Consider the following 26,322-nt stretch of genomic DNA (forward strand, 5'->3'; position numbering starts at 1 on the left):
ATCGTGGGTTTTCGTGAAGACGCCGTACGGGCGTACCAGGCCGGATACGCCGCCGCACGCTCCGGCCGCCCGCCGACGGAATGCCCGCACCCCCGCGACTCTGCGCTGCGCCTCGCATGGATCCGCGGCTACGTCGCAGGCGAGGCACCGCCCGCCGATCCCAAGAACTGACCGCACCCGACCCGGGCCCGCCGATCCGGCGGGCCCTTTCTCATGCCCGTGACCGTGTCCGGAGGAACGATCCGCCATGCCCGAGACCCCCAACGCCCCCGCCGCCGATAGCAGCGGGCCGGGCGAGCAGCCCACCGTCGAGAACACCCCGGCCGCTGTGGCGCCGCCCGGCAGCGTGCCGGCCGCGGCCGACGAGCAGCAGCTCGCCGAGGCCAAGCAGCGCGCCACCGAGCAGAGCGAGCGCGCCGAGCAGCTACAGACCGCGCTCGACGCCGTGCACCAGGCCCTCAACCCCGACGGGAACGGGGAGGGTGGGCAGGATCCCGCGCAGCTCGCCGCGGCGGTCGCCGAGCGCGACCAGCAGCTCGCCCAGGTCGCCGCCGAGCTGCGTACGGCGCAGGTCGAGCTCGCCGCCCATCGCGCGGCCGGCGAGCACGGTGCACGGGCCGATCGGCTGCTCAACTCCCGTGCGTTCGCCGACTCCGTCGCCGGCCTCGATCCGTCCGCGCCGAAGTTCGGCGAGCAGCTCGCCGAGCAGATCCGGACCGCGGTCGAGGCAGACCCCGACCTGTACCGCGCCGCGCCCGCCGGGCCGGCCAAGGGGGGCGCGGAATTCAACGGCCCGCCCGCCGCCGATAAGCGCCCGAAGACGCTGCACGACGCCGTCGCCGCCCACCTCGGCGGCTGAACCTAGGAGCCCCTTTTGATCACTCTCGCCGATGCGCACCTCAATGCGCTCGAAGACCTTGACCACCTGGTCATCGACGAATTCCGTAAGTCGAGTTGGCTGCTGGACAACCTGACTTTTCACGATGCCGTCAATCCGGCCGGCGGTGGCTCGACGCTGACCTACACGTATCTGCGGACCGTCACCGAACGCCCCGCGTCTTTCCGGAAGTACAACAGCGAATACCCCGTCGGCGAGGCTAAGCGCGCCAAGTACGGCGTTGAGCTCGCCCCGCTCGGCGGCGCATTCGAGATCGACCGTGTACTCGCCACCATCGGGCCGGCCGCAACCAATGAGGTCACGTTCCAGATGGAACAGACCATCAAGAGCGCCCGTGCCTTTTTCTGCGATCAGGTCATCAACGGCGTACGCGTGCGCACCCCGAGCGAAGAGGAAGGGTTCGACGGCCTCGACTTCGCCCTCGCCGGATCGGATACCGAGATGGGTCTCGGGACGGTGACCGACTGGACGGGCCCCGGCCTGGACACCAGCAGCGAGCAGCACGCCGCCCTCGACCTGCTCGACGAGTTCCTCGCGCAGCTCGACGGCGTGCCATCCGCGATTCTCGGCAACAAGCAGACCATTGCCCGCGTGCGCTCTCTGGCGCGCCGCTCCGGGTACTACACCCGCAGCGAGGATGCTTTCGGCCGCCACATCGAGACGTACAACGGGATTCCGTTCATCGACCTGGGCGCCAAGGCCGGCAGCAGCGACCCTGTAATTCCCGTCGAGGCGCGACTCATTGACGCCGACGGGAATGGCGAGGGCGAGACCGTGACCGGTCTTTCGGACCTGTACGCGCTGCGCCTCGGCCTCGATGGATTCCACGGTGTGTCGACCGCGGGCGGGCAGCTCGTGCGTACGTGGATGCCGGATTTCAACACCGCCGGCGCCGTGAAGCGGGGCGAGGTCGAGATGGGGCCGATTGCCGTTGCCCTCAAGGCCACCAAGGCGGCAGCGGTTCTCAGGAACATTCGCGTCAAGTAAGGAGAACTCCCGTATGGAATACCGCATTACCGCGCCCGTTCACGGGCATTCCGGCGTCGTCGCAGGCATCACCTTTGCCGACGGCGTCGCAACGTGCTGCGACCCGCCGCTCGGCGCGATCGAGTATTTCCGCCGGCACGGCTACGAGCTCGTGTGCCTCGACGTCCCCGAGGCCGAGGTCGCCCCGATCGGCTTCACGGCCGAGGCGCCGCCGGCCGAGGACAAGCCCGCGGCCCGGTCGCGTTCCAAGCAGCGCACCGGCGACGGGGGTTAGTGCCATGGGCCGGATGTACGCCAGTGCCGAGCAGTACGTCGCACGGTGCGGGCAGCCGGCCCCGGCCGAGGTCGAGGTGCTGCTCGGCCGCGCGTCCGACGACGTCGCCGCCGCGCTGATCACCGCTGTCTACGACCCCTCCCTCGACGACGTCGCCGAGGCCCTGGTCGAGGCCGTGTGCGCTCAGGTCGAATACTGGCTCGCTACCGGCAGCGACGGCATCACCACCGGCGAAGCATGGGACGCCGTGAGCATCGGGCCGGTGTCGCTGTCCGGCCGCAGTGCGCCGGCCGCATCCCCGGTCCTGGTGGCCGGCGTCGAGCTCGCCCCGCGCGCCTACCGCGCGCTGCACCTTGCCGGCCTGCTGCCCGGGGAGGTGACCGACGCATGGTGAACCGCGTTCCCGGGTGGCTGCTGCGCCACCGGGTCACTGTCGAGCCGTACCTCGGCGACAGTGCGTACGGCCCGACCTACGGCGAGGCCGTGTGCGCGCCGGCCCTTGTCGCCGCGGTGCGCAAGCAGGTCGCCGCCAAGGACGGGCGCGAGGTGCTCGCAACCGCTCAGATCATTGCCGGCCCCGAGCTTCAGTGCCCGCCCGGCTCCCGCATCACGCTGCCCGACGGGCGTACGGCAACCGCCATCAGTACGGCGACGCACACGGCCCCCGGGCTGCCCGTGCCTGCCTGCGTGGAGGTGATGTGCCAATGACGCAGCGCACCCGTCTTTCATGGCACGGTGGGCAGGCTCTCGCCGGCACCCAAGCTGGCGCCGCCCGTGGGCTGCGCCTGGCGGCCGAGCACGTGCTCGCCAAGTCGCGTGAGCGTGTCCCGATCGAAGAGGGCACCCTCGAACGCTCCGGGGTCGCCACCGTCGATGAGAGCGCGCTTACCGCCGCGGTGTCCTACGACACCGTGTATGCGGTGCGGCAGCACGAAGAGCTCGGCTATCGGCACGATGCCGGGCGAACGGCGAAATACCTTGAGGGGCCGCTGAATGAGCAGGCCGCCACGGTCGCCGCGCTGATCGCCGCGGCGGTGCGCAGGGCGCTTGATGGGTGAGCCGCTCGACTACCTCGACGCGTTCGCCCGCTACCTGCACGAGGTAGGGCTGCTGACCTACGACCCGCACGGCGTGTTCGGCGATTGCTTCGTCGAGTCGATGCCCCCGGCCCCTGATGAGGCCGTGTGCCTGTCGCTGTACGGGGCCGGCGCCACCGACGCGCGCAACGGATGGGACGAACGGCAGCTACAGGTGCGGGTGCGCGGCAGTGCCGACCCGCGCGTCTCCCGCCGTCGCTGCGAGGCCCTCTACAGCGCACTGCACGGCCTTGCCGGCGTGGCGCTGCCCGGCGACGTCTGGCTCGTGCTCGCCGCCGCCGTTGCCGCGCCGGCATCGATGGGCGTCGACGAGGCCGGCCGGCACGAGCACGTCGTAAATCTGCGCCTCGATATCGAGGCTCCCACCCTCCACCGAAACCCGTAACACCGCAGAAAGGAAGTCCCCGCATGGGCCGACCTATAGATGCCCGCGGCTGGATTTTCGAGGTACGCGACCAGTCGACAACTGTCGAGCGGTGGCTGCCAATTGAGAATCTGACCAAGTGGACCGCTAACGCATCCGAGAACGAAGAGACCGCCGAGACCACCAGCTTTGACAGTAAGGGATGGTTCGAGCAGGACGTTATGCAGCGCGGCGGGCAGATTGAGCTCGAAGCGCAGTACGCCCTCGACCCCAAGACCGGTAGGCAGGTCGCAGGGCAGGCGTACGTCGACCAGTTTTGGGGGCAGCGCCTCGGCATTGACTCCCGCAACGAGATTCGCTACCGCCACGACTCTCAAAACATGTGGGTCATTTGGGACGCGACCGTGACGCCCGACAAGCAAGAGGGCGAGGTCAACGACAAGACCGGATGGAACGCCACGTTCACGCAGTGCGGACGCCCGCGCTACGAGCCCGTAATCCCGATCCGCATGGAGTGTGACGCCGCATGACCGAACCTACCCACAACCGCGACCAGGTCGCGGACTTCGACGCGTTTTTCGCCGAGCAGAACGAGCCCCGGTTCGGGGCAACGCTGCGCCTGTACGGGCGTGAGTACGTGCTGCCGACCAGTCTGCCGCTGCTGTTCACGCTCCAGATGGAGCGCGTACAGAACTCCACCGAACCCGACGACATTCGCCGGCTGTTGGCTTCGCTGTTCGGTCCGGCCGCGCTGGATGAGTGGGCGGATCACGGGATGACCGATCGGCAGCTCGGCGTCGTGCTGCTGTGGTCTGCGGCGAATGCCCGCGAACCCGGCTGCATTTCCATTGCTGAGGCTGTCGAGCTGTACGACGAGCAGGAAGCAGCTAAGGAAGAGGGCGGGGAGGGAAAAGCACCGCACCCGACCCCGAAGACGATCGCCAACGCTTCTGGGAAGCAGTCCTAACGAACTTTTCAGCGGTCGAGTCTGACCTCGCCCGCGAATATGGAACGACCGCCGAGCAGCTCACCAACATGAGCACTCGGCGTTTTTTGGTGCTGATCGGCGGACTTCCCGCCGAGGCTCAATTCCCGCGCATCTGGGCGGGGACACCGCGCGCTGTGACTGACCCGCGCGAAATCGCCGCGCTTACCGGCATGCCCGCATAGCCGGCCGCACGGCCACAACTTCATAGCGACAACTGAATAAGGGGGTGAACCATGGCCCTCTCGATCGGCGAACTCGTCGGGTATATCGACCTCGACGCGTCCGGCGCCCGCCGCGGCGTCACGCAGGCCGACCTCGCCATGCGCGGGTTGCAGCGGTCGGCCGACGGCCGGCTGCGGGACATGCGCGGCCGTTTCGTCGCCGCGTCCGCCGCACAGGGTGCTGCGGTCGGCGACGGGATCGCAGGCGGTGCGGGCCAGGCCCGCGCGGGGATCGACGAACTCGGCAATGCCCTGGTTGATGGCGTGGACCGCGCCGCCAACCAGGCGCGGGCGAGCGTCGACGGGCTCGGCAACCAGATCGGCGACGAGGTCGGGGGCGGGGCGGCGCGGGCGCGGGCGGCATTGGGCGCGCTCGGCCCCGCCCTGGCCGCGCTCAAGGTGTCCACGGTGGCGCTGTCGGGCGGGGCGCTGGCGGCCGGCGGGGCGCTGGCGGCGATTCCGGCGCTGTTCGCCGGGATCGGCATCAAGGCCGCCGCCTCGTCTGCGCAGGTCAAGGACGCTTTTTCGGGCCTGAAGAACCATGTGACCACGTCCGTGCAGGGCATGGTCGGGCCGATCAAGCAGCAGCTTGTCGGCATCGCCGGCGACGCGCGAGCGACGTTCGACAAGATCGCCCCGAGCTTGAAGAGCGCGTTCGCTGCGGTCGCCCCGCAGATACGCAGCGTCGCGCAGGGCGTGCTCGGGATGGTCGAGAAGCTCGCGCCCGCGCTCGCCCGCACCGCGTCGGCCGCGGCGCCTGTCATACAGGCGATATCCGGCGGGCTGGTCAAACTCGGGTCCGGGTTGGCCGGATTCTTCGATGGGCTCGCCGCCGGCGCGCAGGGCGCCGCGCAGGGCTTTTCGGGGCTCTTCAGTGGGATTGCTCAACTTCTACCCGCTTTGGGTAGGTTGCTCGGTCAGCTCGCCCTAGCCGGCGGCCCGCTGCTGTCGACCCTCGCCAGTACCTTTGGTCAGCTCGCGTCGCAGCTGCTCGGCGTCCTCGGCCCCGCGCTGAGTTCCCTTGCTGGACCACTGCGCACGCTCGTCGTGTCGCTCGGGGCTGCCTTGCGGCCCATCCTGGCCGCGCTCGGTCCCGTGCTGCGGCAGGCCGCGGTCGCCCTCGGCGAGCTCGTGCGCGCCGCCGCCCCACTTCTGGTCACCGTCGGGCAGCTCGCCGGCGCCCTGCTGCCTGCGGTAACGCCCCTGCTGCGTACCCTTGCGGCGATCTTTCGGCAGGCGGCGCCTGTTGTGCGGCAGCTTGCCAGCACTTTGCAGGCTGTGCTCGCCCCGATCCTGGCTCAACTGCCGGGGCTTATCAGCCCATTTGCGTCAGTTCTGCGGGTTTTGGCGGGTACTGTCCTGGCGATCTTGGGGCAGCAGATCAAGGCCCTGTCCCCCGCCCTGATCAGCATGGGCCGATCCTTCGGTCAGATCCTCGCCGCCGCCCGGCCCCTACTCGGCGCACTGGCCTCGCTGATCAACTCCGGGCTGCGCGCCCTGATGCCGGTTTTGACGCCGCTCATCGGCCTTGCCGGCCGGCTCGCCGCCATCCTGGCAAAGGTCTTGGCGACGCAAATCACGCTCGTCGTGATCCCAGCTCTCAAGATCCTTACCGCGCTGCTGCGCGGCGACTTCTCCGGAGCGTGGCGGCAGACAAAGGCACTCGTCGCCAACGTCGGCAACTTCCTGCGGGTGCTGTTCATCAAGCTGGGCGTTTGGGTGGCGTCCGGCATCGCTAAGGCCGTCGCGTGGGTCCGGTCGTTTCCCGGGCGCGCCATGGCTGCGCTCGGCCCGCTCGCCGGCCGGCTGTTCACCGCGGCGACCAACGCGTTTCAGCGCATGAACGCCGCGATGATCGCCAAGGGGCAGCAGGCCCTCGCGTGGCTGCGCGGGCTGCCCGGCCGCATGGCTGCCGCGCTCGGCAGCCTCGGCTCGCTGCTCGTCGGCAAGGGGCGCGACCTTGTAACCGGCCTGATGCGCGGCGTTGAGGCCATGGGCGGTTGGATCCGCTCCAAGCTCGCCGGCTGGGCCAAATCCATGATCCCCGGGCCGATCGCAAAGGCGCTCGGCATCGGCAGCCCGAGCCGTGTCATGGCACGCGACGTCGGGCGCTGGATCCCCGCCGGCGTCGTCGCCGGCATCACCTCCGGGCAGCGCGCCGTCGACACCGCAATGCGCCGCCTGGTCCCCACCCCCGCCGCGCCCGCCATGGCCGCGCCCGGCCTCGCCGGCGCCGCCCCCTACGGCCGCGCGGCCGGCAAAGGCGCCCACGGCAGTAGGTCGGGGGCGCTGCTGCACGTCGAGCACTGGCACGCCGGCTCGGCCACTCCTGATCAGACCGCCGCCGCTCTGGCGTGGAAGATGAAAGCGAGGGGATGACCCTGATAGACCGCACAACCGTCGACGTCATGCCGGCTGCGGCCGGCATGGTCGTTGGCCAACTCCGCTACGGCAACCTGCTCATTGGTGCCGGCACGCCCTACAAGTGGCGCAAGCTCACCGGATGGGAAGAACTGCCCGAGGTCGACAACGGCAGCGTTCCGCGCCCGAGCGCGCATGGCGCGTTCTTGGGCCGGCTGCTGTCCCAGACACGCACGGTCGGGCTCGACGAGATGATCGTGCGCGCCCCTGTCGAGCAGCTCGGCCTCGCCGTTGAGACCCTGTCCGCCGGTACCGCGCTCGTCGAGGACGAGCAGCCGCTGCTCGTCCACATCGACGAGCGGGGCCCGCTGCTGGTGTGGGCGCGCGCGGTGCGTCGTGCCATCCCGGTAGAGCTCGGCTACGCGGTCGGCACGGTCACCGAGGCCAAACTCGAATTCGAGGCCACCGACCCCCGCCGGTACTCGCCGGCGGTGCAGCATGCCGAGCTCGGTTTGCCCGAGCCGTGCCTGCCCTGGCACGCCGACTACGGGCACGGGCCCCGCGGCATCCCCGCCAGCGCCGGCGACCACGTCGTCTACAACTTGGGCAGCGCGCCGACGCACCCCGTCGTCGAACTGCACGGCCCCGTCGACACCCCCCGACTGACCAACGTCACGACCGGCGCCGTTCTTGAGTACGAGGTGATCCTCGACCCCGGCGAGCGGCTCGTCGTCGACACGTTCGACGGCACCGCCATGCTCCCGGACGGCTCCAGCCTGCTGACCGCCGCGAGCGTCGAATGCTGGCCCGAGCCTGCGTTCACCCTCGCCCCCGGCACCAACTGCCTGACGTTCCGGGCTGCCCCGGATGCACCGGCCGACCCGCGCGCCGCCGCCGTTCTTCGGTGGCGCTCCGCGCACTGGTGAAAGGAGGCCACCCACCGTGACGACCTCCCAATACCGGGTCCTGGTCTGCGATCTGCGTAGCGATCGACTGCTCGACGTGCTGCCTTTGCAAGAGGTGACGATCGAGGACTACATCGGCAAGGCCGGATCGCTTCAGGGCACCGTGCCGATACCCAACCGGGCCATGGCCGACCGTGCCCGCCCGATCCTCATCCCCGCGCGAACGGCTCTGTGGGTCGAGCGCGACCGTCAGATTTGGTGGGGCGGGGTGCTGTGGTCGGTCAACCCCAAGAGCGACGAGCGCGGAAGGCTGTCGGTAGAGGTGCAGGCCGGCACCTTTGACACTTACCTCGATCACCGGCAGCTGCGCACCACGCACCGCGCCACGAGCATGGACCAGCTCGATATCGCCCGCGATCTCGTCGACCAGGCCCAGAACCAGCCCGGCGGCGATATCGGCATCACCTACGACACCGAGCTCTCCGGCGTCCGGCGCGACCGGACGTTCAGCGCGTCGGATCAGCCGAAGATTCGCGAGCTGCTCGACAAGCTCGCCGCGGCCGAGAACGGGTTTGAGTGGCGGATCCGCTGCTACCGCGACCGCGGCAGCGGCGCGCGTGTGAAGCTGCTCGACCTCGGATACCCGCGGCTGCTGCGCGGCGGCGACGACGTCGTGCTCACCCACCCTGGGCACGTGCTGAGCTACGAGTTTCCGGCCGACGGTACGACCGTGGCGAACGTCTGGCAGAGCAGGGGCGCGAGCGACAACCGCAACCAGGCCGCCGCAAGCCGGCCCATTTTGTCCGAGCTGCTCGTCGCCGAGGATGACCTCGCCGCCGGCTGGCCGCGCCTGGATGGCAGCAACGATCACCAGAGCATCGACGACCCGCAGGTGCTCGCCGAGCACGCGCGGGCCGAGGCCGCGCTCGCTCGCCAGCCCCAGGTAATCCCCGAGATCACCGTGCACCTTGACGAGCAGATCAGCCCGGACCTGCTCGGCCGCACCGTCCGGATCCGCATCCGTGACGACTGGTTCCCCGAGGGGCTCGACGTCCTGCACCGGGTCGTCGGCATCTCCGTCACGCCGCCCGAGCGCGGCAAGTCCGAATCCGTGAAACTCACTTTGGAGACCCCCTATGGCAACAGTTCGCAATGACCTGCTCGACCGCATCCGAGACCTTGAGCGCCAGGTGCGCGAGATCGCCGGCCGCTCCCAGACCCGGCCCCCGCTCGACCAGATCAAGAACGGCAACGTGCGCATCTCCGAGGGCGGGCAGCTCGTTGTCGTCCCGCCCGACAAGGATTTCGCGACGTTCACCGTCGGTCAGTGGCCCGACGGGGCGTTCGGCATGGTCGCGCGCCGCATGGACGGCAGCTTTGCCCTGACCGTCGAGGGCGAGGCCGAAGACCGCGGCACGGTCCGGCTGTGGTCGCGGGACCTCGCCGAGCGCGACCGGATCCTCGTCATGGACGACAAGCACAGCCCGCGCCACCTCGGCCGGCCCTGGATGCCGCTACAGCTGCACCCGACCGCCAACCAGCGCACCACCGACACCGCGTGGGGGCACGCGTGGGTCGGCATCTCCCCCGTGCACAACGCCGTCGCCCACCTCCAGCTCACCACCTACGCCGAGGCCGGCGGGCGCGTCCGCGTCCGCATGCGCGTCGAGGGCGGCGAGGCCGAGGTAATCGACGACTGGGAGGTGCCGGCAGGGAAGTGGACCGCGCACACCGTCGAGCGCCCGCTGCACGGCTCGGCGTTCCTCGACGACGTCGCGATACAGGTCGAGCACCTCAGCGCCAAGAACCGCAAGGCCATCGAGACCCGGCTGCTGTCCGCCTACACCCGCAACACCTTCCGAGCCACCGAGGCCCCCGAGCCGCCCGCCGGCCGCGAGGGCGACACCGGCAAGCCCGACCCGACGCTGCCCGTCGAGCACGACAACGACGAGCACCAGGGCGACGGGGCCGGCAAGACCGAGCACGCCAAGACCAAGAAGTGAGAGGAGACCTCGCCATGTCGGACGCCGCCCGCCGCACGGTCCGCACGGTGGTGCAGACCCTGCTCGGCCTCGCCGCCGCACTCCCCCTGATCATCTCCGCCGCCGGCATTCCCCACACCGTCGCCGGCGTCGCAACCGCCCTCGCCGTCGCCGCCGGCGTCACCCGCGTAATGCAGCTCGACGCCGTGCAGCGGCTCATGCCCCGATGGCTGCGCAGCGCCGTACCCGACCCCGGTAACGGCGCCGCCGGCGCTCCGAGCACCCCCGCACCAAGTCGCGCCCCGAACGGGGGCGCCGTGTGACCGCTCCCGACGACGTCGCCCTCGAATTGGAGAGGCTGCGCGGCAGCGTCGAGGCAGGATTCGCGAGGCTCGATGGCCGCCTCGACCTGCTCACGCAGAAGAACGACCAGACCGACAAGACTCTCGACGACCACGAGCAGCGGCTTACCGCCCTCGAACGGGCACGGTGGCCCCTGCCGAGCCTCGCCGTGGTAATCGGCGGGGCCGGCTGCGCCCTGTCCGCATGGCAGCTCATCCGCTGAACAGCACAGCGCCCCCTGTACGGCCCACGCGGGCCGTACAGGGGGCGCGTTCTGCGTTCGCACAAGAGCGCCCCCGATCCGTCGGCAGCAGGCCGACGCGGGGGCGCCTTGGTCGTAGGTACTGGTCGTTGTAGGTGGGAGTGCTTACAGCTCGCCGAACTCGCCGTTGACCACACCAGCGATGAACGATCGCCACCCTTCGGCAGTGCTGGTCAGGATCGGGCCCGTTCCGTGCTGCTTGCTGTCTCGCATGGCGACTTCGTCACCGAGGTGCGCTACCTCGATGCAGTTGCCGTTCCCGTTGCTGTAGCTCGACTTGAACCACTGTGCCTTTTGAAGATCAACCGTGTTCATGGCTCCCTGCCACGTCAGAGATCAAGCGCCGCGACGCCTGATCATCGAGTGCTGTTTCCCAGATTCCCTGAAAGGCCGCGTCGTACTGCTCGACTTCCCGCGGCTTGTCCAGGTACAAGCCTCCCGTATAGCCGTCCGCGTAGACCGTCGGCGGCTCGCTGGCGACCCCGTCCCCGTTCACCGGGAAACGCAGGATGACGAACGGCCCGGTCACGACACCTGAGTGCATACCAGCAGCGAACGGCACTACGCGAATCGTTACGTTCGGTAGCTCCGACACATAGATGAGGTGCGCGAGCTGCTCGGCCATCACCTCGCGACCGCCGATGGACCGTCGCAGCACTGCCTCGCTCAGCGCGACCCGCAGCCTTGGCGGATCGGTGGCTCTGGTCAGCAGCGTCTGACGCTCGATACGTAGGCGTACGCGTCCATCGAGGTCCTCCTCGTCAATCCCGCGAATATGCGTGCGGGTGACCTCGCGTGCGTAACCCTCGGTCTGGAGCAGGCCGGGCACGATGTCGCTCTCGTACGACGACAGGCTCGCCGCCGCTTCCTCAAGGCCGACATAGACATCAAACCCCTCGGGGATGACGTCGCCGTAAGCGTGCCACCAGCCGCGCGCCTTGGTCTCCTTTGCGAGGCCCATGAGCGCCTCGGTCAACTCCGCCGACGCCCCGTAGATCTCGCACATGGCCTTGACGTCGAGACTCCGCAGCGAGGTCTGCCCCGTCTCGATGCGCCAGATCTTCGGCTCGGACCATTCGAGCTTCTGCGCTGCGGCTTTGACCGTCAGCCGCGCACGCCCTCGTAGGTCACGCAGATAGCGCCCGAGCTGGCGCCGCGGCACGGTCGAGCCTGTTGTTCCCTCGGCCACTGGTCCCCCCTTCCACTCCATTTTGTAGCACTCCCAACACCCGCAATGTAGTGGCCCGTTGATTCGATCCGCAATGCAAGTCAAGTGTTCGGGAACTATCTAGCGAATCCACGAAATGTAGTCTTGCACGCGCCCGGATCGGCGGGCAGTCTGATGGACGAGCCAGCGCCAACTAGGCGCCGGACCACGCACTTTGGCGCTTCATCAGGTCTGTCGACGGAAGGGCTTACGCATGTCGACGCAGCAGGAATCGCCCCAGCAGCCCGGCTCCAGCGAGCAGCCGACCGTGGACGACCTCAACCGCAGGCAAGAGAAGTTGTCCGCCGAGGTTGATCAGCACCTCGCGATGCTGCGGGGCGAGGAGAAGACGCAGTGAGCCAGCAATCGCCCTTCATGATCAACCTGGACACGATGCGTTGGACGGTCGCCGAGTCACTGCGCGAACGCAACTGCGACGGGCACCCCCGGCGCACGGTGACGACGTTGGGCCGGCTGCTGGCGCGGCTTCGCGTGCATGCTGCCGTCCTGCTCCCCATCATCGAGGGCCGGCTGCGAAAGATGAGCCCCGATGATCCCCGCCGCGGGGAAGTCACCTTGGAAGTCAAGCGCGGCCGAGGTGCGCAGGGTACGAGGCTGACCAACGACTTTCCGCGTGACGTTGCCAATCTGCGGTACCTGGCTCGCCTCGTCGCGAACCTGATCGAGATCGTCGAAGAGGGGCGCCAGCAGCGCAGCGTCGAGCACCCGAGCCCGGCCCCACACAACGACCAGGAAGACAAGTTGCCCACGGTGCAGCAGCCCCTCGCGGCACTGAGCGGGGAGGCAACGAGGTGACCCGCGCTGCCTACCGATTCCGTGCGTTCACGATCGGCCCCGACCTCGAACCCGGCTCCGAACCCTGGTCGTTCGCGATGCAGTGCACCGATTGCAACGAGGCCAGCGAACCCGGCGAGGAAATCCAAGACGCCCAGGATTGGGCCGAGCAGCACCTCAAGGCCAACCCGGCCCACCGCCACTACCGCGAGCACGTCACCCGGCCCTACCGCGCCGTACCGGGAGCGTGGCAGTGATCTACACCCCGCCGACCACATCGCCGGCCGAACCCGAACCACGCGCCGGCTGTGACCGCTGTGCCGAGTTCGCCGAGCAGCGCACGCAGGCGCAAGCAAGACGCGATCCGAGCGCCGAAACGGACTGCAACGTGCTCATGCGACGCCACATCGAGGAGGCACACGCGTGAAGACCTTGAACCAGCTCCGCGGCCGGCTGCTCGATGCCCTCGGCCGCGCTGATGAGCGGTGGTACTGGTTCTATCAGGGCGCGTTGTGCTTCCTCGACCGAGACCCGGCCATCGCCGACGCCATGTACGAGCGCGCCGCCGCCCGCCACCTCGCCACCTGCGGCGCCGCCGCCCGCCCCCGAGCTCCCCGGCCCAGCCGATGAGCCGCCTTGAGCTGCTGCCGGCCCCACCGGCAGCCACCAAGCCCCGCCCCCTGCCCCGGTCGACCCGCTATGGCTCCCCCGGCCTGGCGTCCCGCGGCGGGGGGCGGGCAGCACACCCACAATGCGAGAGAGGCCCCATGCCGCCACAACTTCCCACCGTCGCCGATGAGCTGCTGCGCCGCCTCGCCGCCGACCAATACGCCCGCGGAGTCCGCGACGACGGATCCCTCGCCGGCCCCGACTTCGAGCTGATGCGCACGGTTGACGCCGAGAACTGCGCAGCACTACAGCGGATCATCAACGAGCACGGATGGCCAGGGCACTCCCTCGTCGGCGAGCAGGCTGCACACGCCGCATGGCTCATCGCCCAGCACGCGGAACTCGACTTCCAGCTGCGCGCCCTCGGCCTGCTCCGCGACGCCGTCGACCGCGACGAGGCCACCCCAACGCAGCTCGCTTACCTCACCGACCGATGCCTTATGCGCCAGCAACGACCGCAGCTGTACGGCACGCAGTACCAGGACAGTGGCGACGGCCGCGGCATGCAGTTGTGGGACGTCGCCGACCCCGACACCCTCGACGCCCGCCGCGTCGAGGTCGGCCTCGGGCCACAGGCCGAGTACGAAGCCGCAATCCGCTCGACGTACTGACCGACGGTGAGCGCCTCGGCAGCCGTGGCACCGGCCGCCGAGGCAGAACGTCACCAGCCGAAGCAAAGGAACTGACAACGCAATGCGCGACCTTATCGCCCTCCTATCCATCTGGTTAAGGGAACCGCTCCGCCGGGGCCTGCTCAGGGCATGGCAGCGCGCCCGCACGTGGCTCTACCCGGCGCCACCGCCACCGCCGGCCCCCCTCATCCCGCCGGCCCCGCTCTACCGACGCAACCCCTGGTCCGACTACATCCGCCCCTGCCCCAACGAGCACGAGACCGAGGGCGCCCTCGGCCCCCTGCCCGAACACATCTGGATCCGTCGCCAACCCCTTGACGGGCACGAGATCCGGTTCGTGCGCCCGTATCTCCGAGTGCATGAACAGGCAGTCGCTGCCGCCTACGTGCGCCGAGCCCAGCGGAAGCACCGCAGCCCCGCTGACGACCTCTCCACACAAGTACCTGCGTGATCACACCGCACCACCCGACAGGCCAGCACAAGGACCACCCGAGCACATGAGCCCCACTGTCCGAACCTGCACCACCTGCGGCGGAAAGCAGCGCATCAAGACCATGCAGCGTGGAAAGGTCGTGGTCATTCTCTGCCGCGACTGCAAAGGGAGGGGCTACCAAACCAGCTAACCCACAACTCATCACCCAAGGGGAGCCATGCACGATCTGATCGCCGCTCCGTTCCTCAACGATCACTTACTCTTGCGCCCGGGAAACAGCAGCGGCGTCAAGATCAGGCCGCATCACTACTTAGAACTGCGCCAAGCAGTCGCCACAGACGACACCCTGCCCCATTGGCTGCACAAGGTCGCCCGCCGCCGATGGGGCCTCGACCTCGACCACCGACCGTCGAGCCAAGCCCTGCTGATCCGCGAACCCTCACCGTACGGACACGGCCGCGCCTCATACGAGGTGAACAACGGCTGCAACTGGGCGTGCGATCACTGCGTGTACGGCGCCAAACGGCACGAGGGCCTCGCATGGCCAGCCCGCGAGCAGCTGCTGCACATCCTCCGCGACGCCGGCATTCTCTGGCTCGAACTCGGCGGGGGCGAGTGCACCATCGACCGGTACTTTCCCGAGACGTACGCGCTCGCCTACGACCTCGGCATGATGGTCGAGATCCTCACCAACGGATCCACCCTCTTCCGGCCGCACATGCTCGACCTGCTCACCACGCGACGCCCCTACCGCGTGACCCTCAGCGTCTACGGCGCCACCGAGGCAACGTTCGACGGCTTCACCAACCGCCGGGGAGCGTTCAAGAAGTTCATGCGTGGCCTGGCCGCAGCACGCGAGGCCGGCCTACCCCTTTCCCTAAGCGTGGTCGTCACGCGCGAGAACGCCCACGAGGCGCCCGCCATGCGCGCGCTCGCCGCGCGGTTCGCCCCGCGCATCCGCGAGTACAGCCACATGTCACCAAGCTTCGCCGGCGGCTCTGAGCCTCTCGCGCAGCAGGCGCCCGAATACCTGCACCGAACAACACCTTTCACCGGATGCGACGCCGGCCACACGTCCTTGAACGTGAGCCCCTTCGGTCTGGCAAGCGTCTGCAAAGTCTCCCGCGACCACCCGATTCCACTCCTGAAAGAGGGGGTCACGGGCCTATCGCGGCTCGGGGATATCGCCGACCGAGCACTACAGCGTCACAGCGGGTGCAGCGGCTGCACTCTCCAAAAGACATGCACAACGTGCATGCCGCTCGTGACCCTGTACCGCAAGGCCGGCTCCCCCCTGAACCGCTACTGCCAACACGCCTGAGAGGAGGTGCACCCATGACAGCACTCGCCGTAGAGATCACCCCGCGGCCCGAGGTCGACGACGACCTCGAATTCGTCGACAACCTCGACGAGGTCGCCGGCAACGAGGTCATGCGCGGCTGCGGCAACGACAACCCGTACTAAGCCGCCGCCATACCGAGGCCGCCCGCAGCCAGCGGGCGGCCTCGCCTGTCCCCGCCCCCCTACACTCCCGCCGTGGTGACCATGAGAATGCATTGGGACGACCTACCGACCGCCACCCGCGACGCCGTCGCCGCCCGTACCGGCCCCATTTACGCAGCGACGACCGCCGAGACCGGGCTAAACAGCGAAATTGCCGCCACCCTCGAAACACGCGCCGGCCGCATCTTCGTCAAGGGCCTGCGCTGCGATCACCCTCGCGTATGGACACAGCAACGCGAGGCAACCATTAACCCCCACGTCGCCCCCCTCGCCCCCCGCCTGCTGTGGGCCATCGACGACGGCGAGTGGAACCTGCTCGCTTTCGAGCACCTCGACGGCCGGCCCGCCGACTACCGCCCCGGCGGCGACGACGTACCGCTCGTCGCCGAGGCGATCATCACGCTATCCGCCGTACGGGCCCCCGCCGACGTCGAGCTGAAACAGATCGAGCAGCGCCTCGCCGACTACCTCGACCACCCCGACGACGCCGAGCTGCTGCGCGGCGACACTCTGCTGCATACCGACTGGACGCCGAGCAACGTACTGATCGTCGACAACGTCGCCCGCGTAGTCGACTGGGCATGGCCCACCCGCGGCCCGGCATGGGTCGACGCCGCCTGTTGGGTCGTATGGCTGATCTCCGCCGGCCACAGCCCCGCAGACGCCGAACAGTGGGCCGCCAAGACCCCCGCATGGGCCACCGCGACCGCCCGCGCTCTCGACGTCTTCGCGACCGCCCAACAACGTCTGTGGGCCGGCATCGCTGCGGACGCTCCCGACATCGCATGGAAGCAGTCCCTTGCCGCAGCCGCGGACCAATGGGCTACCTACCGCCGACACTGACGAGGGGAACGGCATGCCAACCGACCCGCTCATTCACCCGCACCAAACGCTCATCACCCCCGCGGGGGAGCACGTAGACGTCGACCTAGACATGATCCCCGTCATCGGTGAACTGTGGCGCCTCGGCTTCACGACGACCGCCTGCTGCCAGGACGTAGGCGAGGCGACCGCCGGCGTACGCGAACAGCGCGATACTCCACTCGGTTACGGCGGCGACGCGTTCATCAACTACCACCGCGGTTGGGCACTGCTGAAACTCCCGACCGCCGACGCCCGGCGCCTGGTCGCCCTGCTCGCCGACGACCCGCAATTCGCCGACCGCGTCAGTCACCCATGGCGCCCCGGATCCTGGCGCATGAACGTCCCCCTCGAACCGACCGGACTCGCCGAGGCCGCACTGCTCCACTTCCCAAGCCAGCAGCTACCGCAGCTCGCCGAGTCGTTGCGGTGCCGCTGATCAGCCAGCCGCACGAGCACGTACCACACGCACCCAAGAGGCGCTTTCGCCATCGAAACGCAGGTAAAACTCGCTCATTGGTTACGAACCTTCGGTAACAAAGCGCATTCCTGTGCTGATCTTGTGAAAGCACACGATTCAACGGAATCCCCGGTTCCAAGCAGATACCGCCGGGTAGTACGTTGATCACCGCCCGCGTTCGGTCAGTCCTTCGCATGACTGCCACGCAAGCGGGCAAACCTACGGCCCCGCCGCCGCTGTGAAGCGACGCCGGGGCCGTAGCGTTTCACTGCCGCGGAATACCGCCCAGAGGATCACTCAGGCGGGCATTACCGCAGGTCAGTCCCTGTCTTTCTTTTCGTCCATGTCTTCTGCCACTTTGTAGGCAATGCCGTCCAGGATGTCGTGTTCGCTGACCACGACCTCCTCGGCGCCGGTGCGTTCCATGATCGCCAGCAGGACGAGGGCGCCCGCGCCGATCACGTCGACCCGGCCCGGGTGCATGACCGGGATGGCGGCGCGCTCGGCGTGGGTGGCGGTCAGCAGCCGGTCGGTGATCTCGCGGACCTTCGCCAGCGGGATGCGGGAGTGGTGGATGGCCTCGGAGTCGTAGTGGGTGAGGCCCAGGGCGATCGCGGCGACGGTGGTCACCGAGCCGGCCAGGCCCACCAGGGTGGCGGCCTCGGCCAGCGGGACGGCCTCCTCCGCGTGATCGAGGGCCTTGGCGATGTCGGCCTTCATGGCGGCGATCTGCGCGGCGCTCGGCGGGTCGCTGATCTCGCCGTTGTGCACCAGGTGCCGTTCGGTCATCCGGACGCAGCCGACGTCGACCGAGCGGGCGGCCCGCACGGAATCGTTGCCGAGGACGAACTCGGTCGAGCCGCCGCCGATGTCCACCACCAGGAACGGCCTGGCCAGATCGGGGCGGCCGGTGAGCTCCTTGGTGGCGCCGTTGAAGGAGAACTCCGCCTCCTGGTCGCCGGTGATCACCTCGGGCTCCACGCCCAGGATGTCCACCACGCCGCGGACGAAGTCCGCGCGGTTCTCGGCGTCCCGGGAGGCCGAGGTCGCCGCGAAACGGACCCGCTCGGCGCCCAGGCCCTTGATCACCGCGGCGTACTCCCGGCAGGCCGCGAAGGTCCGCTCCAGCGCCTCCGGTGCCAGCCGCCCGGTGCGGTCCACGTCCTGGCCCAGCCGGACGATCTGCATCCGGCGGTCGAGTTCCTTCAGCTCGCCGGTGGCGGGGTCGACGTCCGCGACCAGCAGGCGGATGGAGTTCGTACCGCAGTCGACGGCGGCGACGCGCTTCACTCGGACTCTCCCTCGTCGGTCCCGGTGACGGGCTCGGTGTCGTTGCGACCGTTGCTCTGGCCGTTGTGCTCGTTGCACGGGCTCACACAGGGGCCCTTCTTCCACCACTCCGGGAGCATGGCGATCGCCTCGTCACCGAGCGGGTTGACGCCCGGCCCGGCCGCCAGCGAGTGGCCGACGAGGACGTGCAGGCACTTGACCCGGTCGGGCATGCCGCCCGCGCTGGGGAAGCCCGCCAGCACCTCGATGGCGTCCCGCCGCCGGATGTAGTCCTCGTGGGCCGCGCGGTAGGCGGCGGCCAGCTCCGGGTCGGTCGCCAGCCGCTCGGTCATCTCCTTCATCACGCCGTTGGCCTCCAGCGTGCCGATCGCGGAGGCCGCGCGCGGGCAGGTGAGGTAGTAGAGCGTGGGGAAGGGCGTGCCGTCCTCCAGGCGCGGCGCCGTCTCGACGACGTCCGGCTGGCCGCACGGGCAGCGGTGCGCGATGGCGCGCAGGCCGCGCGGCGGGCGGCCGAGCTGCTCCTTGAAGGCGGCGATGTCCGCGGCGGTGGGCTCGGTGGGCTCGGTCTGGGGCGGAGGGGTTTCCATGGGCGCTTTCGGTGAGGTGATGGGTGGGACGACGGGACGGCGGCACTGCAGGACGGCGGCACAGCGGTACGGCGGTGCGTGCCGTCCCTGTCGACAGTACGGGGCCGCGCGCGCCGGCGGTACGGCCGGAGCCGGCGCTACCGCTTGGCGGCCTTGTCGGCCGCGTCGACCGCGTGCCAGAGGTTGTCGTACCAGGGGCGCTGCGCGGCCCGCGTCCCCTTGGGGGCGGCGGCGGTGCCGGAGCCGTCCTGGACGATGTATCCGGTCTCCCCCGGCATGACGTAGTGCAGGTGCCGGCGGGCCTGCTGGCGGACGTACTCGGGGTCCTGCCAGCGGGCCTTCTGCTCGCGCAGCCGGTCCAGCTCGGCGCCCGCGTCCCGGGCCTTGCGGCGCTGGTCGGCGATGTCGGAGCGCTGGGATACGTACTGCCTTATCGGGTACGCGAGCGCGACCACCAGCGAGCACATCACCAGGGCCAGCAGGGCGGCGCGGCCGGTGAGGCGGTTGCGGCGGGCCGGCCGGGCGCGGTAGACGCGGGCGGCGGCCTGCTCGCCGAGCGCCTTGAGTCGGGTCGCGGTCGAGAACCGGTCCGCGGGCACGTCGTCTCCCCTTCACTGACGGACGCCGGTCTGCGTCAAGCAGGTACGTCCCCGGCAACGGTACGGGACCGTCGCCGGGGACGTACGGGGCGCTGGGCGGTCGGCTCGCCCGATCAGCCCTTTCGGGCCGCGGGTCGGGCCGCCCCGGCGGAACCGCGGGGCTCCGCGCTCCGGGGCGTCAGCCCTTGAAGCGGGGGAACGCGCTGCGGCCGGCGTACACCGCGGCGTCGTCGAGGATCTCCTCGATGCGCAGCAGCTGGTTGTACTTGGCGACGCGCTCGGAGCGGGCCGGAGCACCGGTCTTGATCTGGCCGCAGTTGGTGGCGACGGCGAGGTCGGCGATGGTGACGTCCTCGGTCTCGCCGGAGCGGTGCGACATCATGCACTTGAAGCCGTTGCGCTGGGCCAGCTCGACGGCGTCCAGGGTCTCGGTCAGCGAGCCGATCTGGTTGACCTTGACCAGGAGGGCGTTGGCGGAGCCCTCCTCGATGCCGCGGGCCAGGCGCTCGGGGTTGGTGACGAACAGGTCGTCGCCGACCAGCTGCACCTTGGCGCCGAGCTTGTCGGTGATGACCTTCCAGCCGGCCCAGTCGTCCTCGAACAGCGGGTCCTCGATGGAGACCAGCGGGTAGGCGTCGACGAGCTCCTCGTAGTACTCGGTCATCTGGGCGGCCGAGCGGGACTGGCCCTCGAACTGGTACGAGCCGTCCTTGTAGAACTCGGAGGCGGCGACGTCCAGGGCGAGCGCGATGTCCTGGCCGGGGGCGTAGCCGGCCTGCTTGATGGCTTCCAGGATGAGGTCGAGGGCCTCGCGGTTGGAGCCGAGGTTCGGGGCGAAGCCGCCCTCGTCGCCCAGGCCGGTCGACAGACCGCGCTCCTTCAGGACCTTCTTGAGGGTGTGGTAGACCTCGGCGCCCCAGCGCAGGGCCTCGGAGAAGGACTCCGCACCGATCGGGGCGATCATGAACTCCTGGATGTCCACGTTGGAGTCGGCGTGCGAGCCGCCGTTCAGGATGTTCATCATCGGCACGGGCAGGACGTGCGCGTTCGGGCCGCCCAGGTAGCGGAACAGCGGGAGGTCGCTGGCCTCGGAGGCGGCGTGCGCGACGGCGAGGGAGACGCCGAGGATGGCGTTGGCGCCGAGCGAACCCTTGTTGTCGGTGGCGTCCAGGTCGAACATGGCCTGGTCGATCAGCCGCTGCTCGGTCGCGTCGTAGCCGACGAGCTCCGGGCCGATCTGCTCGATGACGGCCAGGACGGCCTTCTCCACGCCCTTGCCGAGGTAGCGGTTGGGGTCGCCGTCGCGGAGCTCGATGGCCTCGAAGGCGCCGGTCGAGGCGCCGGACGGCACGGCGGCACGGCCGGTGCTGCCGTCGTCGAGGCCGACCTCGACCTCGACCGTGGGATTACCTCGCGAGTCGAGAATTTCGCGGGCTACGACGACGTCGATGGACGGCACGTTGTCTCCTTCATGGGTGTCTGGAGTTGCAGCACGAGCCTAACGGCCCGAGGAGCGTCCGCCTGCCCTTGGCCCGCTCCGTGGGACGGAATAACCCCACAAGCAGCACAAAGGCCCAGCTCATGGGGCGTTTGCCGCAATGTTCGCCGAGCGGTGAAAGTCCGGCGGAGCGGCCGGCCGGCGGTGGCGCGGACGGCGGGGATCACGGCGGGGACGAGGGTGGGATACGGAGAAGCCCCGCCGCGGCGCGCCGGGGGGAGGGCGCGCCGGACGGGGCCGGTCTCAGCTGGGGTGTCCCGGTGCGGGGACGGCTCAGACGTGGAGCTTCTGACCCGGGAAGATCAGGTTGGGGTTGCCGCCGATGACGGACTTGTTGGCCGCGTAGACGGCCTTCCAGTGGGTGCCGTGCGCCTTGGCGATCTTGGCGAGGGTGTCGCCCGCCTTGACGGTGTAGTTGCCGTGGCCCTCGTTCTTCTTCGGGGCGGCCGGGGCGCTCTCGTGCTTCGGGGCGGCCGGGGTGCGCTTGACGGCGGCGTCGCTCTTCGCCGGCGCGGACTTGGCCACCGGGGCGCTGGTGTTCAGGTCGGGGGACGGACCGCCGGAGGTCAGGCCGCCGGCGCCGGCGCAGGACCAGGCGCCCGGGCCCTGGAGGGCGAGGAGCTTCTCGGCGGCGGCGATCTGCTGGGACTTGGTGGCGAGGTCCGCGCGCGGCGCGTACTTGGTGCCGCCGGCGGCGGCCCAGCTGGAGTTGGAGAACTGCAGGCCACCGTAGTAGCCGTTACCGGTGTTGATCGACCAGTTGCCGCCGGACTCGCACTGGGCGACCTTGTCCCAGGTGGCGACGGAGGCGGCGGACGCGGAGGTGGCGCCCATCAGCGGGACGGCCACGGCGGCACCGGCGACACCGGCGAGGGTGGCGACGCGGACGGCCTTGGAGGGACGACGGTGCTTGCCCTTGTTGATCAGCATGGTTCGTTCGTTTCCTCACCGACGCCTGCGAGGTGAGCTGTCGGGTTCGGACTGATGAGTCGCCCGGCCGGTGCCATCGGCACCGGGCTTCACCCCAAGCCGGCTGACCCGCTTTCACGGGCCGGGCCGGCGCCTACCTTGGTTCCCCCGCTCCTGCCTACGGCGCTTGCGCGTCAACTGCCTCCGACCACCGGCAGGATTCGGCGTGTGATCGAAGGGGCCCGCTTTGGCGAGCGGTGATGACCGTAATCAGGAACCCTTGTGGTGTTCAAACCCCCCCCAACTGGACCGAGTTGACCATTTTTGATCACGGAGGGGTCGTAAACCCGCAGGTGGGGACTGGTGCGACGGCGGTGGACCCTTCGGGGCCCACCGCCCCACAACGAGACGCTTGTCTCACTTTCGCCAAAGCGGGCCGAATCCGGCGAACTACCCCGCGGACTGCCCGAGATCGAGCTGCTGACCTGGTTGGATCAGGTCCGCGTCGGAGCCGACGACGTCCTCGTTGCGGTCGTAGAGCGCCGGCCAGCCACCCGGCAGCCGGTGCGCCTGGGCGATCGCTGACAGGCTGTCACCCGGCTGCACGGTGTACCCGTCGCCGCCCGCCGGGGGTGTCCGGTGCGCGTCGTCACCGCGCGAGGCGTGCCGCCCGCCGGCCGTCCGGCCGGTGCCGTCGTCCTCGCCCGGGTCCGCGCCGCCACGGTGCCGGCCCGAACCGCCCGGCACGCCGTCCGTCCCCGTACCGCCCTGCGACCCGTCCTGCGGCCCGTCGGAGGCCGTGCCGTCCGCGGAGCCCGGGCCGCTGCCGTCGTCCGTGCCGCTGCCGTTGCCCGTGCCGCTGCCGTCGTCGGAGGGGCCGGGGGTGCCGGACGGGTCCTCGCCCCGGTCGCCGGGTGTCGCGTCGCCGGACGGCCCGGACGAACCGGAGGTCCGGTCGGGGCCGGGGGACGATTCGCCGGTGCCGGCGGAGTCCGAGGGGGCGGGAGTGGACGGGGACGGCGTGGTCTGCGACGGCTCGTCACCGGCCGGCTCGTCACCCGCATCGCCACCGGGGTTGTCGGCCGTCCCGTCGTGCATCCCGGTGGAGCCGGTGGAGCCGTCGTCGTCCGAGGGGTCGGGTATCGGGGCGCTGGTGCCGCCCGGGTCGACCTGCGGCGCCCGGCCGTCCTTCGTCAGGCCGGCGTTCACCGCACAGCTCGGCCAGGCGTCCGGGCCGAGGTCGTCGAGGATCGTCTCGGCCACCGCGATCTGCTGGGCGCGGCTGGCGAGGTCGGGCCGTGAGGCGTAGGCCCCGCCGCCGTGCCGGTCCCACATGTCCTGGGTGAGCTGGAGGCCCCCGTAGAAGCCGTTGCCGGTGTCCGAGCTCCAGATGCCGCCGCTCTCGCACTGGGCGACCCGGTCCCAGGTCGCGGTGTCGGCGGCGTGCGCGCCACTGGCGGAGAGCAGGGGCAGTGCGAGTGCCGAACCGGTCACTCCCGCCGTGACAAAGATGGCCGGTGCTTGACGGGGGCGACGGTGTCGGCCGTTCCCGGAACGCATGCGGATGCCTTTCGCGCGGCGGTTGAGTTGTCGCGATCCAGCGGCTTCCTCGGCAGTGTGTTCGAGGAGCCGTCGATCGTGGATCGAAAGGTAGCCGGGGTCACGGGTAGTCACAAGTCGGTGTAGCGGAGATCACGCGCAGGTCACGTCCTGACGCTCTGTCACCATCGGCCTCCGCCGCTGGTCAGGGCCGCTCGGGCGCGAACTCCACGGGCAGCGACCGCAGTCCGCGCATGATGAGACCGCCGCGCCAGCGCAATTCGCCCGGTTCCACCGCAAGCCGGATGTCCGGAAGCCGGGTCAGCAGCGTGGCGAGCGCGGTCTGCCCTTCGAGCCGGGCGAGCGGGGCGCCCAGGCAGTAGTGGATGCCGTGCCCGTAGCCCAGATGCTGATTGTCACGCCGGGTCAGGTCGAGCACGTCCGGCTCGGGGAAGCGTGCCGGGTCGCGGTCGGCGGCGGCCAGGACGACCAGGACGGGGTCGCCCTCGGCGATCCGCTGCCCGCCGAGGGTCAGCTCCTCGGTGGCGAACCGCCAGGTCGCCAGCTCCACGGGGCCGTCGAAGCGGAGCAGCTCCTCAACGCCGGTGGTCAGCAGCCCGGTGTCGCCCGCCGCCAGCGACTTCTGCAGCAGCTCGCGCTGGGCGGGGTGGCCCAGCAGGGCGTGGATGCCGTTGCCGATGAGGTTGACGGTGGTCTCGAAACCGGCGAAGAGCAGGATGAACGCCATCGCGGCGGCCTCGTTCTCGGTGAGGTGCTCACCGTGGTCCGAGGCCCGGATCAGCCCGGAGATCAGGTCCTCGCCGGGCGTCGGCCCGGCCGGCAGCGCCTCCCGCTTGCGGTGGATCAGCTCGGCGAGATAGCCGCGCATCTTCTTCACCGAGCGCGCGACCCCGCCCCGCGGCCCTCCCCCGTGCCGGATCATCATGCCCGCCCAGTCCCGGAAGTCGTCCTGGTCCTCGCGCGGCACGCCCAGCAGGTCACAGATCGCGTAGATCGGCAGCGGGAACGCGAACTCGTGGATCAGATCGGCCTCGCCGCGGCCGGCGAACCCGTCGATGAGGTGATCGGTCAGCTCCTGCACCCGGGGCGCGAACTCGGCGACCCGACGGGGTGTGAACGCCTTGCTGACCAGCCGGCGCAGCCGGGTGTGGTCCGGCGGGTCGATGTTGAGCAGATGCGTCATCAGGTTGGCGCTGCGCTCGCCCGGGATGCCGACCTTGCCCTTGCCGTGCGCGGACTCGCTGTGGTGCACCGGGTTCTTGGAGAGCCGGGCGTCGGCCAGCGCCTGCCGCGCCTCGGTGTAGCGGGTCACCAGCCATGCCTCGACCCCGCTGGGCAGCGCCGTGCGGTGCACCGGCGCGTACTCCCGCAGCCAGGCGTACGCCGGATACGGATCGGACGCGAACTCCCAGGTGAACAGCGCGGGCGCGGGCGGGACCGGCCGGTTCGCCGGGCAGCCGGCGGGGCGGTCCGGAGCGCTGTCGGCGGGCGTGGGGTCCGTAGGGGTGGGGTGGGGCTTGTCGTGCACCCTCTGACCGTAACCGCCCCGGGGGACGCCCGGCGCACGGACGGCCGGCCCCGCCCCGGGGCACCCGGTGGTCCCCCTCAGGACGTGCCCGGATCGACTCCCAGCCCCTCCAGAAAGGCCACCGCCGCCGGTGACGGCCCCAGGGCGCTCCACACCACCCGTTCCGTACGTTCCGGCGCCGGCCGCGCCCGCACGATGTGCAGCCCGGACAGCTCGGCGGCGATGGCCTCCGGGACCATGCCGATGCCCAGCCCCGCCCGCACCAGCTTCGCCAGGAACTCCACCGTGGTCACCTCGAAGGACACCTCCGACGACAGCCCGGCCGCCCGGAACGCCTCGTCGCGCTGGCGCCGGGCCGCCGAACCCGCCGTGAAGTCCACGAAGGTCTCCCGCGCCAGCCGCGCCAGCGTCGTCCACTCCCGCCCCGCCAGTGCATGCCCCGGCGGCACGACGGCCACCAGCTCGCCGCGGGCCAGCACCCGCTCCCGTACGCCGGACGGCCGGGCGGCGGGCACCAGCCCGACGAAGGCGACGTCCAGCGTCCCCTCCCGCACCTTCTCGATGAGCGGATCGCTCATCTCCATCTGCAGGCCGACCCGCACCTGCGGATAGCGCTGGCGGAAATCGCCCAGCTCCCGGGCGAGATCGACGGCCGCCACGGTCGAGATCGCGCCCACCGCCAGCCGGCCGCGCACCTCCCCGGTCGCCGCCGCCACCTCGGCCCGGGCCCGCTCGGCCGCCGCCAGCGCCTGCCGCGCGACGGGGACGAAGGCCTCGCCGGCGGCGGTCAGCCGGACGCTGCGGCTGGTCCGGTCGAAGAGCCGCGCCCCGAGCTCCTTCTCCAGCCGGGCGATCTGGTGGCTGAGGGCCGACTGCACGACGTGGCACCGCTCGGCGGCCCGGGTGAACCCGCCCGTTTCGGCCACCGCCACGACATAGCGCATCTGCTGGAGCTCCATGCCCACCGATCCTGCCACCGGCGGGAGCAGCCGATCGTCATCCGAGATCAATCGTGATTGGAGATGGGTCCGATGAAAACGATGTGTTGGACTCATCGGTGCCGGCTGCCCGACGCTGGGTGAAGCCCGCCGCCACGGTGGCCGCGGGCAC

At 70.1% G+C, this 26,322-nt stretch carries 37 protein-coding genes and 1 riboswitch; of the genes, 27 read left to right on the forward strand and 10 right to left on the reverse strand.

Translation table 11 applies throughout. The annotated features are described in order from the left end of the window. Positions 1–3 precede the first annotated feature (3 nt). The 16 genes from ACGF4C_RS30515 (at position 4) to ACGF4C_RS30590 (ending at position 10,642) form a co-directional block, all read left to right on the forward strand. The gene (locus ACGF4C_RS30515) at positions 4–171 is read left to right on the forward strand and encodes an Rmf/CrpP fold protein (protein WP_393570487.1); all 168 of its coding nucleotides are present in this window, start codon (positions 4–6) and stop codon (positions 169–171) included. 76 nt (positions 172–247) lie between these two features. Further along, positions 248–859, forward strand: coding sequence for a hypothetical protein (locus ACGF4C_RS30520; protein ID WP_393570489.1), 612 nt, complete (start codon positions 248–250; stop codon positions 857–859). A 15-nt stretch (positions 860–874) separates the two neighbouring features. Next, a complete protein-coding gene (locus ACGF4C_RS30525) occupies positions 875–1,885 on the forward strand; it encodes a major capsid protein (RefSeq protein WP_393570491.1) in 1,011 nt (336 codons plus the stop codon). A 13-nt stretch (positions 1,886–1,898) separates the two neighbouring features. Further along, complete coding sequence (locus ACGF4C_RS30530; RefSeq protein ID WP_393570493.1) at positions 1,899–2,159, forward strand: hypothetical protein; 261 nt, start codon at positions 1,899–1,901, stop codon at positions 2,157–2,159. Positions 2,160–2,172: 13 nt separating this feature from the next. Continuing rightward, positions 2,173–2,553, forward strand: a complete 381-nt coding sequence (locus ACGF4C_RS30535) for a hypothetical protein (RefSeq protein WP_393570495.1) — start codon at positions 2,173–2,175, stop codon at positions 2,551–2,553. After that, complete coding sequence (locus ACGF4C_RS30540) at positions 2,547–2,867, forward strand: hypothetical protein (RefSeq protein WP_393570497.1); 321 nt, start codon at positions 2,547–2,549, stop codon at positions 2,865–2,867. The genes ACGF4C_RS30535 and ACGF4C_RS30540 overlap by 7 nt, the downstream gene beginning before the upstream one ends. Beyond that, positions 2,864–3,217, forward strand: coding sequence for a minor capsid protein (locus ACGF4C_RS30545; protein ID WP_393570499.1), 354 nt, complete (start codon positions 2,864–2,866; stop codon positions 3,215–3,217). Before ACGF4C_RS30540 ends, ACGF4C_RS30545 begins: the two co-directional genes overlap by 4 nt. After that, complete coding sequence (locus ACGF4C_RS30550; RefSeq protein WP_393570501.1) at positions 3,210–3,641, forward strand: minor capsid protein; 432 nt, start codon at positions 3,210–3,212, stop codon at positions 3,639–3,641. Before ACGF4C_RS30545 ends, ACGF4C_RS30550 begins: the two co-directional genes overlap by 8 nt. A gap of 23 nt (positions 3,642–3,664) precedes the next feature. Next, entirely contained in the window at positions 3,665–4,150 is a 486-nt protein-coding gene (locus tag ACGF4C_RS30555) for a phage tail tube protein (RefSeq protein WP_393570503.1), read from the forward strand. After that, positions 4,147–4,587 carry a hypothetical protein gene (locus tag ACGF4C_RS30560; protein ID WP_393570505.1) on the forward strand — a complete coding sequence of 147 codons (441 nt, stop codon included), beginning with the start codon at positions 4,147–4,149 and terminating at the stop codon, positions 4,585–4,587. Before ACGF4C_RS30555 ends, ACGF4C_RS30560 begins: the two co-directional genes overlap by 4 nt. 254 nt (positions 4,588–4,841) lie before the next feature. Continuing rightward, positions 4,842–7,208 (forward strand): hypothetical protein, encoded by a 2,367-nt coding sequence (locus ACGF4C_RS30565; protein WP_393570507.1) that lies wholly within the window; start codon positions 4,842–4,844, stop codon positions 7,206–7,208. Continuing rightward, complete coding sequence (locus ACGF4C_RS30570) at positions 7,205–8,116, forward strand: hypothetical protein (protein ID WP_393570509.1); 912 nt, start codon at positions 7,205–7,207, stop codon at positions 8,114–8,116. The genes ACGF4C_RS30565 and ACGF4C_RS30570 overlap by 4 nt, the downstream gene beginning before the upstream one ends. 16 nt (positions 8,117–8,132) lie before the next feature. Then, positions 8,133–9,251: a hypothetical protein gene (locus tag ACGF4C_RS30575; protein ID WP_393570511.1), complete on the forward strand. Its 1,119-nt coding sequence runs from the start codon at positions 8,133–8,135 to the stop codon at positions 9,249–9,251. Continuing rightward, a complete protein-coding gene (locus tag ACGF4C_RS30580; protein WP_393570513.1) occupies positions 9,232–10,098 on the forward strand; it encodes a hypothetical protein in 867 nt (288 codons plus the stop codon). Before ACGF4C_RS30575 ends, ACGF4C_RS30580 begins: the two co-directional genes overlap by 20 nt. Positions 10,099–10,112: 14 nt before the next feature. Continuing rightward, positions 10,113–10,400 carry a hypothetical protein gene (locus ACGF4C_RS30585; RefSeq protein ID WP_393570515.1) on the forward strand — a complete coding sequence of 96 codons (288 nt, stop codon included), beginning with the start codon at positions 10,113–10,115 and terminating at the stop codon, positions 10,398–10,400. Then, positions 10,397–10,642 carry a hypothetical protein gene (locus ACGF4C_RS30590; protein WP_393570517.1) on the forward strand — a complete coding sequence of 82 codons (246 nt, stop codon included), beginning with the start codon at positions 10,397–10,399 and terminating at the stop codon, positions 10,640–10,642. The genes ACGF4C_RS30585 and ACGF4C_RS30590 overlap by 4 nt, the downstream gene beginning before the upstream one ends. Before the next feature lie 144 nt (positions 10,643–10,786). Here ACGF4C_RS30590 and ACGF4C_RS30595 read toward each other — a convergent pair whose 3' ends face one another. Together ACGF4C_RS30595 and ACGF4C_RS30600 are read right to left on the reverse strand one after the other, a co-directional pair. Continuing rightward, positions 10,787–10,996, reverse strand: coding sequence for a DUF397 domain-containing protein (locus ACGF4C_RS30595; protein ID WP_393570519.1), 210 nt, complete (start codon positions 10,994–10,996; stop codon positions 10,787–10,789). After that, a complete protein-coding gene (locus tag ACGF4C_RS30600; protein ID WP_393570521.1) occupies positions 10,983–11,870 on the reverse strand; it encodes a helix-turn-helix domain-containing protein in 888 nt (295 codons plus the stop codon). The genes ACGF4C_RS30595 and ACGF4C_RS30600 overlap by 14 nt, the downstream gene beginning before the upstream one ends. A gap of 232 nt (positions 11,871–12,102) precedes the next feature. Between ACGF4C_RS30600 and ACGF4C_RS30605 the strand changes: the two genes are divergently transcribed. From ACGF4C_RS30605 to ACGF4C_RS30655, 11 genes are all read left to right on the forward strand, one after another. Further along, positions 12,103–12,246, forward strand: a complete 144-nt coding sequence (locus ACGF4C_RS30605; protein WP_393570523.1) for a hypothetical protein — start codon at positions 12,103–12,105, stop codon at positions 12,244–12,246. Then, entirely contained in the window at positions 12,243–12,704 is a 462-nt protein-coding gene (locus tag ACGF4C_RS30610) for a DUF6415 family natural product biosynthesis protein (protein ID WP_393570525.1), read from the forward strand. Before ACGF4C_RS30605 ends, ACGF4C_RS30610 begins: the two co-directional genes overlap by 4 nt. After that, the gene (locus tag ACGF4C_RS30615) at positions 12,701–12,940 is read left to right on the forward strand and encodes a hypothetical protein (protein WP_393570527.1); all 240 of its coding nucleotides are present in this window, start codon (positions 12,701–12,703) and stop codon (positions 12,938–12,940) included. The genes ACGF4C_RS30610 and ACGF4C_RS30615 overlap by 4 nt, the downstream gene beginning before the upstream one ends. Continuing rightward, complete coding sequence (locus tag ACGF4C_RS30620; RefSeq protein WP_393570529.1) at positions 12,937–13,110, forward strand: hypothetical protein; 174 nt, start codon at positions 12,937–12,939, stop codon at positions 13,108–13,110. The genes ACGF4C_RS30615 and ACGF4C_RS30620 overlap by 4 nt, the downstream gene beginning before the upstream one ends. Then, positions 13,107–13,313 carry a hypothetical protein gene (locus tag ACGF4C_RS30625; RefSeq protein ID WP_393570531.1) on the forward strand — a complete coding sequence of 69 codons (207 nt, stop codon included), beginning with the start codon at positions 13,107–13,109 and terminating at the stop codon, positions 13,311–13,313. The genes ACGF4C_RS30620 and ACGF4C_RS30625 overlap by 4 nt, the downstream gene beginning before the upstream one ends. Positions 13,314–13,450: 137 nt before the next feature. Beyond that, positions 13,451–13,963, forward strand: a complete 513-nt coding sequence (locus ACGF4C_RS30630) for a DUF6624 domain-containing protein (RefSeq protein WP_393570533.1) — start codon at positions 13,451–13,453, stop codon at positions 13,961–13,963. Between the two features lie 82 nt (positions 13,964–14,045). Further along, positions 14,046–14,435, forward strand: a complete 390-nt coding sequence (locus tag ACGF4C_RS30635; protein WP_393570535.1) for a hypothetical protein — start codon at positions 14,046–14,048, stop codon at positions 14,433–14,435. Positions 14,436–14,634: 199 nt separating this feature from the next. Continuing rightward, positions 14,635–15,738, forward strand: coding sequence for a radical SAM protein (locus ACGF4C_RS30640; RefSeq protein WP_393570537.1), 1,104 nt, complete (start codon positions 14,635–14,637; stop codon positions 15,736–15,738). A gap of 14 nt (positions 15,739–15,752) precedes the next feature. Further along, positions 15,753–15,881 (forward strand): hypothetical protein, encoded by a 129-nt coding sequence (locus ACGF4C_RS30645; protein ID WP_393570539.1) that lies wholly within the window; start codon positions 15,753–15,755, stop codon positions 15,879–15,881. Positions 15,882–15,962: 81 nt separating this feature from the next. Continuing rightward, positions 15,963–16,763, forward strand: a complete 801-nt coding sequence (locus tag ACGF4C_RS30650) for an aminoglycoside phosphotransferase (protein ID WP_393570576.1) — start codon at positions 15,963–15,965, stop codon at positions 16,761–16,763. A gap of 13 nt (positions 16,764–16,776) precedes the next feature. Beyond that, positions 16,777–17,220 carry a hypothetical protein gene (locus ACGF4C_RS30655; protein WP_393570541.1) on the forward strand — a complete coding sequence of 148 codons (444 nt, stop codon included), beginning with the start codon at positions 16,777–16,779 and terminating at the stop codon, positions 17,218–17,220. Positions 17,221–17,559: 339 nt separating this feature from the next. Here ACGF4C_RS30655 and ACGF4C_RS30660 read toward each other — a convergent pair whose 3' ends face one another. From ACGF4C_RS30660 to ACGF4C_RS30695, 8 genes are all read right to left on the reverse strand, one after another. Further along, positions 17,560–18,531, reverse strand: a complete 972-nt coding sequence (locus tag ACGF4C_RS30660; RefSeq protein ID WP_393570543.1) for an exopolyphosphatase — start codon at positions 18,529–18,531, stop codon at positions 17,560–17,562. Continuing rightward, positions 18,528–19,118, reverse strand: coding sequence for a DUF501 domain-containing protein (locus ACGF4C_RS30665; protein ID WP_393570545.1), 591 nt, complete (start codon positions 19,116–19,118; stop codon positions 18,528–18,530). Before ACGF4C_RS30665 ends, ACGF4C_RS30660 begins: the two co-directional genes overlap by 4 nt. A gap of 137 nt (positions 19,119–19,255) precedes the next feature. Continuing rightward, entirely contained in the window at positions 19,256–19,717 is a 462-nt protein-coding gene (locus tag ACGF4C_RS30670; RefSeq protein WP_393570547.1) for a septum formation initiator family protein, read from the reverse strand. 178 nt (positions 19,718–19,895) lie between these two features. After that, a complete protein-coding gene (gene eno / locus ACGF4C_RS30675) occupies positions 19,896–21,176 on the reverse strand; it encodes a phosphopyruvate hydratase (RefSeq protein ID WP_030414325.1) in 1,281 nt (426 codons plus the stop codon). A gap of 312 nt (positions 21,177–21,488) precedes the next feature. Continuing rightward, entirely contained in the window at positions 21,489–22,145 is a 657-nt protein-coding gene (locus ACGF4C_RS30680; RefSeq protein ID WP_393570550.1) for a transglycosylase family protein, read from the reverse strand. 7 nt (positions 22,146–22,152) lie between these two features. After that, positions 22,153–22,361: riboswitch (cyclic di-AMP (ydaO/yuaA leader) on the reverse strand. Between the two features lie 213 nt (positions 22,362–22,574). Then, positions 22,575–23,618, reverse strand: a complete 1,044-nt coding sequence (locus ACGF4C_RS30685) for a transglycosylase family protein (RefSeq protein WP_393570552.1) — start codon at positions 23,616–23,618, stop codon at positions 22,575–22,577. A 250-nt stretch (positions 23,619–23,868) separates the two neighbouring features. Next, positions 23,869–25,212 carry a cytochrome P450 gene (locus ACGF4C_RS30690; protein WP_393570554.1) on the reverse strand — a complete coding sequence of 448 codons (1,344 nt, stop codon included), beginning with the start codon at positions 25,210–25,212 and terminating at the stop codon, positions 23,869–23,871. Positions 25,213–25,289: 77 nt separating this feature from the next. After that, entirely contained in the window at positions 25,290–26,171 is an 882-nt protein-coding gene (locus ACGF4C_RS30695) for a LysR family transcriptional regulator (RefSeq protein ID WP_393570556.1), read from the reverse strand. Between the last annotated feature and the right edge of the window lie 151 nt (positions 26,172–26,322).

Source organism: Streptomyces sp. NPDC048197, assembly GCF_043202395.1.
Lineage (GTDB): Bacteria > Actinomycetota > Actinomycetes > Streptomycetales > Streptomycetaceae > Streptomyces > Streptomyces siderophoricus.